This window comes from Streptomyces sp. NPDC060205 (genome assembly GCF_042728395.1).
Lineage (GTDB): Bacteria > Actinomycetota > Actinomycetes > Streptomycetales > Streptomycetaceae > Streptomyces.
Genome location: NZ_JBHWZP010000548.1, coordinates 1 through 3,686 on the forward strand (window position 1 = coordinate 1; position 3,686 = coordinate 3,686).

The window sequence follows — 3,686 nt, forward strand, 5'->3', positions numbered from 1 at the left end:
GGCGCGGGGGGTCTTTAGCCCCCCCCCCCGGGGGGGGGGCGCGGGTTTGGCCCCCCCCCGCGCTTCTGCTTGCGCGCATGCACCCTCCCCGAGATCAACCGTATGCGTCGTGCTGTCAACCATTTACGAAATCTGCGCGAGATATTGCGGTCATCTGTTCGCGGTGGTTGAGTGTGCGGCGCCCCACATCGCACCGGCGATGAGGGCGCCTTCCACGTTCATGCCCGAAGGGGACCACCCATGAGAAGAGCTCGGTTCCGCCGCACCCGCCGCGTCGGCGCGGTCACCCTCGCTTCCGCGCTCACGCTGACGGCACTCGCCGCCTGCGGCACGAGCAGCAGCGGCGACGACGGCGACAACGGCTCCGGCAACGGCGCGAAAGCCGATCCCGCCGCACCGCTGGACCCGAAGACGAAGGTGTCCATCTCCATCGACTGCATGCCCCCCGCGGCGAAGGCGGCCGAGCTCAAGCAGTGGAACGAGGACGTCAAGGAGTTCAACAAGAAGTACCCGAACGTCACGATCAACGGCCGTTCCACACCGGGCCAGTGTCTGGAGCCGCCGCGCTTCACCGCGATGCTCAAGGCGAAGTCCCAGCCCGACGTGTTCTACACGTACTTCACCGACCTGCCCCAGGTCCTCGACAACGACGGCGCCCAGGACATCACCGCGTACGTCAACGACAAGAGCGTTCCGCTGCTGAAGGACATCGACCCCGACGTCCTGGGCTCGCTGAAGAAGGACGGCAAGCTCTACGGCCTGCCCACCAGCAACTACCGCATGGGCCTGCTCATCAACCGCAAGCTCTTCAAGGAGGCCGGCCTCGACCCGGACTCCCCGCCGAAGACCTGGGACGAGGTCCGCAGCGCGGCCAAGAAGATCGCGGACCTCGGGGGCGGTGTCGCCGGCTTCGGGGAGTACAGCGCGGCCAACACCGGCGGCTGGCACTTCACCGCGCAGATGTACAGCCTCGGCGGTGACGTCGTCGACGCGAGCGGCAAGAAGGCCGCCTTCAACGACGCGACCGGCAAGCAGGTCGCCGAGAACCTGCACGCCATGCGCTGGGACGACGACTCCATGGGCAAGACCCAGCTGCTGAAGTGGGGTGACCTCCAGAAGCAGATCGCCACCGACAAGCTGGGCATGTTCCTCGCCGCGCCCGACGACGTCACGTACATGGTCCAGCAACTCGGCGCCAAGTACGAGAACTTCGGCATGGGGCCGATCCCGGGCGGTGAGAACACCCTCGCCGGCGGCAACAACTACATGATCAAGCAGGGTATTTCGGCCGACAAGGTCAAGGCGTCCATCGCCTGGCTGAACTTCAAGTTCACCACGGTCGGCAAGGGCCAGTACGACTGGCAGCGCTCCAAGGCGGACGACCTGCCCGTGGGGCTCCCGCAGCCCAACCTGTGGCTGAACGGCTCCAAGACCAAGGACGACGCGGCCCGCAAGGAGTTCGCCACCATGCCGGTGGAGAACTTCAAGGCGTTCACCGACACCCCGGTCCCGGGCAAGGCCGAACCGCCGAAGGCCCAGGAGATCTACAAGGTCCTCGACAACGTCATGTCGGGCATCCTCACCAACAAGGACGCCGACATAGACAAGCTCCTGTCCACCGCCGAGTCCCAGGTCAACCAGGTTCTCGCCACCCAGTGACCGTGCGGCGGCCGGGCGGGTGACACCACCGCCCGGCCCGCCCGCGCGCCGCCGCAGCACGTCAAGGAGCGAGCATGTCGGCCCCCACCCTCACCAAGGACCCGGCGGTCAAGGACCGCCGTCCCCGCAAGCCCCGCACGGGGGCGCCGCACCTCCCGGACGGCGGGTTCGGCAAGAGCCTGCGCCGCAACCTCACCGCCCACGGCTTCCTCATCGGAGCGGTGCTGTGCTTCGCCTTCTTCTCCTGGTACCCGATCGTCCGGGAGTTCCTCCTCGCCTTCCAGAAGACCGAGGACGGCGACGTCAGCTGGGTGGGCTGGGACAACTTCGTCACCGTCTGGAACGACCCGGCCTTCGGCCAGGCCTGGCGCAACACCCTGTGGTTCACGGTGCTGGCCCTGCTCCTCGGCTTCGTCGTCCCGTTCGTCACCGCCCTGATCATCAACGAGTTCCGGCACGGCCAGGGCTACCTGAGGCTGCTGGTCTACCTGCCGGTGATGCTCCCGCCGACCGCCTCGGTCCTGCTCTTCAAGTACCTGTACGACCCCGGGTACGGCATGTTCAACGAGATACTCGGCGTCTTCGGCGTCCCCGCCCAGCAGTGGCTCCAGGACCCGGACACCGCGATGCTCTCCGTGGTCGTCGCCTCGACCTGGATGAACATGGGAGGCGCGACACTCATCTACCTCGCCGCGCTCCAGGGCGTACCCGGCGAGCTGTACGAGGCCGCCGAACTCGACGGCGCGGGACTGTTCCGCAAGGTCTGGCACGTCACCGTCCCGCAGACCCGGCTCATCCTGCTGCTGATGCTCCTCATGCAGATCATCGCCACCATGCAGGTCTTCATCGAGCCGTTCCTGCTCACCGGCGGTGCGGGACCCGAGGGCTCCACCACCACCGTCGTCTACCTCATCTACCAGTACGCCTTCAACTTCAACAACTACGGGGCCGCGGCGGCGCTCGGCCTGCTCCTGCTCGTCCTGCTGGCCGGCTTCTCGGCCGTCTACACCAGACTCAACCGCGCCGACCAGGACTAGGACCGGGGGAGACACGCACATGTCCACTCGCACGCTGATCTCACCCGCCCAACTGGCCCGCCCGCGCGGCAAGGCCCTGTACTGGGTGGCCTTCGGGCTCGTCGTCGTCCTGTTCACGCTGGCCTTCCTCGGCCCGCTGTACTGGATGGTGACCAGCGGGCTCAAGACCACCCAGGAAGCCGTCCAGACCCCGCCCACCTGGGTGCCGGGCTCCGTCCACGCGGAGAACTACAAGCGGGCCTGGGAGGTGATGGACCTGGCCAAACTCCTGATGAACACCCTCTACTACGCGTTCGGCGCACTCGCCTTCCAGCTGGTCCTCGACGTCGCCGCCGCCTACTCGCTGTCCAAACTGCGGCCCGTACTCGGCAAGTTGATCCTCGGCCTGATGCTCGCCACCCTGATGATCCCGGCGACCGTCCTCGTCGTACCGCAGTACCTCACCGCGCTGGACGTGCCCATCGTCGAACGCAATCTGCTCAACTCGCCCTGGGCGATCTGGCTCCCGTCGGTCACCAACGCCTTCAACATCTTCCTGCTCAAGCGGTTCTTCGACTCGATCCCCAAAGAACTGCTCGACGCGGCCTCCATGGACGGCGCGGGACCCCTGCGCGTCCTGTGGTCCATCGTGCTGCCCGTGTCCCGGCCCATCCTCGGCGTGGTGTCCATCTTCGCCGTCGTCGGCGTCTGGAAGGACTTCCTCTGGCCGATGCTGGTTCTGCCCGACCCGTCGAAACAGACCCTCGCCGTCGGCATCTACTCCCTGGCTACCAGCGTGCCTGAGAACGTCCTGATCGCCTCCCTGACCATCGCGTCCCTGCCGACGCTCATCCTCTTCCTCATCTTCCAGCGCAACATCATGAGCGGACTGACGGCCGGCGGCCTCAAGGGCTGACCCGGCGAAGGCAGTTCACACACGATAAGTCCTGGCGCTCCCCGCAGTCCGGGCGCCTTCCACAGCGAACACCACGCAGGCGCCCCCACCGATCC

3 protein-coding genes are annotated in these 3,686 nt (G+C 66.8%); all 3 read left to right on the forward strand.

From position 1 onward, the window contains the following. The first annotated feature begins 240 nt into the window (after positions 1-240). The 3 genes from ACFWGJ_RS42720 (at position 241) to ACFWGJ_RS42730 (ending at position 3,591) form a co-directional block, all read left to right on the forward strand. Positions 241-1,659, forward strand: a complete 1,419-nt coding sequence (locus ACFWGJ_RS42720; RefSeq protein WP_387334360.1) for an ABC transporter substrate-binding protein — start codon at positions 241-243, stop codon at positions 1,657-1,659. A 74-nt stretch (positions 1,660-1,733) separates the two neighbouring features. Continuing rightward, positions 1,734-2,696: a carbohydrate ABC transporter permease gene (locus ACFWGJ_RS42725; RefSeq protein WP_387334361.1), complete on the forward strand. Its 963-nt coding sequence runs from the start codon at positions 1,734-1,736 to the stop codon at positions 2,694-2,696. A gap of 19 nt (positions 2,697-2,715) precedes the next feature. Next, a complete protein-coding gene (locus ACFWGJ_RS42730) occupies positions 2,716-3,591 on the forward strand; it encodes a carbohydrate ABC transporter permease (RefSeq protein WP_387334362.1) in 876 nt (291 codons plus the stop codon). Positions 3,592-3,686 lie beyond the last annotated feature (95 nt).

What these genes read in the sequence shown, in the direction of transcription:
- ACFWGJ_RS42725 (WP_387334361.1), top strand. Translation starts at nt 1,734, where the DNA reads ATGTCGGCCCCCACCCTCACCAAGGACCCGGCGGTCAAGGACCGCCGT.
- ACFWGJ_RS42720 (WP_387334360.1), top strand. Translation starts at nt 241, where the DNA reads ATGAGAAGAGCTCGGTTCCGCCGCACCCGCCGCGTCGGCGCGGTCACC.
- ACFWGJ_RS42730 (WP_387334362.1), top strand. Translation starts at nt 2,716, where the DNA reads ATGTCCACTCGCACGCTGATCTCACCCGCCCAACTGGCCCGCCCGCGC.